We start from the raw sequence: 1,484 nt of genomic DNA on the forward strand, positions 1-1,484 counted from the left end.
ATGCCAGGTACAAAGCTATCCCAATATAAATGTGTTTCTCAACATAATGAGCCATTTCATGGGCCATCACAAACAAGATCTCTTTCTCTGAAAGCTTGTTGATGGTCGTATCCCATAAAACGATTCTCGAATTGGACCCGACGCCTGTAACATAAGCATTGAGTGAATTTGTTTTGGAAGACATATCCACTTCATACACATGTTCAGCCGGAATATTTGCCTGTTGGGCAATAGAAAGAATTTTTGCTTCCAGGACTTTATCCTTCAGCGGAGTAAAATCATTATACAAAGGATCGATCAAGACCGGCTGGATGAACATCATGAAAATGGTGAACGGAACGGACAAAGACCATGCAGCCAGCCACCACCGTTTTGGAAACTTCCTGATCAACCAGTAAAGTACGGTGATGATGATAAACATCGTCAGATAATTCACCCAGAAATCTGTCAATTCATCCTTCATCCACTGTGAGAAACTCTGTGTTGAAATGTCATAAGAACGTGAAATCCGGTATGAAATATATTGAAAAGGAAAGATCACCACATTGGACAGCAGTGAAAGCCAGAATAGGTAGACCGCCGTTTGAAGAATCCTGAACTTGGATGTGGCCTGAGACCACCGTTCAAATGACCTTGATACACCAAGTATCAAAATCAGGAAATAAAACAACCATTCATATGGGGTAGAAAGAAAAAACAATAAATTTTTTATTTTTGAGTACTCTTCACTCAGCATCAGTTCCCTGCCGTTCATAAACGTTTCGGGATCAGCACTGCTTCCTTTATAGACATGGGGTAAAGATGAATCCGCCAAAAAGTAAAGATACGCGTAAAAGAATATTCCTAAAAGCAAATAGAGCAGCACGGCTCTGAAAGCCCACTTCCGCAACACTCATTCCTCCCTTCGTTCCTCTATACTATATTTAATGACATGTCCTAATAATTAGAACAAGCAGTTTGATTGAATTCCGTTTCAAGCTTTACAATTGTTAGTTTACCACTTTAAACAGAACCTATCAGAACAAAAAAAGAGAAGAACCAAAGATTCTTCCCTACATAAAAAGCAGCGAATATACAGAGAGCACCGCAATTGCCCCAAGAACGACCACGATGACGTTGGCGCCCAAATAGGCGAGCAGGAATGCAGCCGTTGCCCCGACAGCCCCGAACCAGATATCTCCATCTTGAATCAAAAGAATCTTAGGGAAGATCAAAGCTCCCAATACTGCAAACGGAACATTTTTCAGAACGCCCTGCAAAAACGGAGGAAGCTCTTTTCCTTGAAACATGATGAGCGGTACTAATCTCGGGATGTATGTGACAACGGCCATCCCGACAATCATAATAAGAATCGTTTCATTCACTTAGCGTCTCCCCTTTCTTTCTCTTACTCGCCACGAACTCGACAAGCACGGCGGAAATGAGAGTTGCCAGCATGATCGCCCAGCCTTCAGAGATATCCGTAGGAAAAGGAATACACTGTT

General features: G+C 41.9%; 2 protein-coding genes. Both read right to left on the bottom strand.

What is annotated here, in order from left to right:
* Positions 1-892, bottom strand: an 892-nt coding sequence (locus tag BSG1_RS19475; protein ID WP_006838966.1) for a M48 family metallopeptidase, incomplete at its 3' end; no start/stop codon positions are given.
* A gap of 160 nt (positions 893-1,052) precedes the next feature.
* Entirely contained in the window at positions 1,053-1,343 is a 291-nt protein-coding gene (locus BSG1_RS19480; RefSeq protein ID WP_442852168.1) for an AzlD domain-containing protein, read from the bottom strand.
* Between the last annotated feature and the right edge of the window lie 141 nt (positions 1,344-1,484).

This window comes from Bacillus sp. SG-1, assembly GCF_000181495.1.
In the GTDB taxonomy this organism is placed as follows: domain Bacteria; phylum Bacillota; class Bacilli; order Bacillales; family Bacillaceae_B; genus Rossellomorea.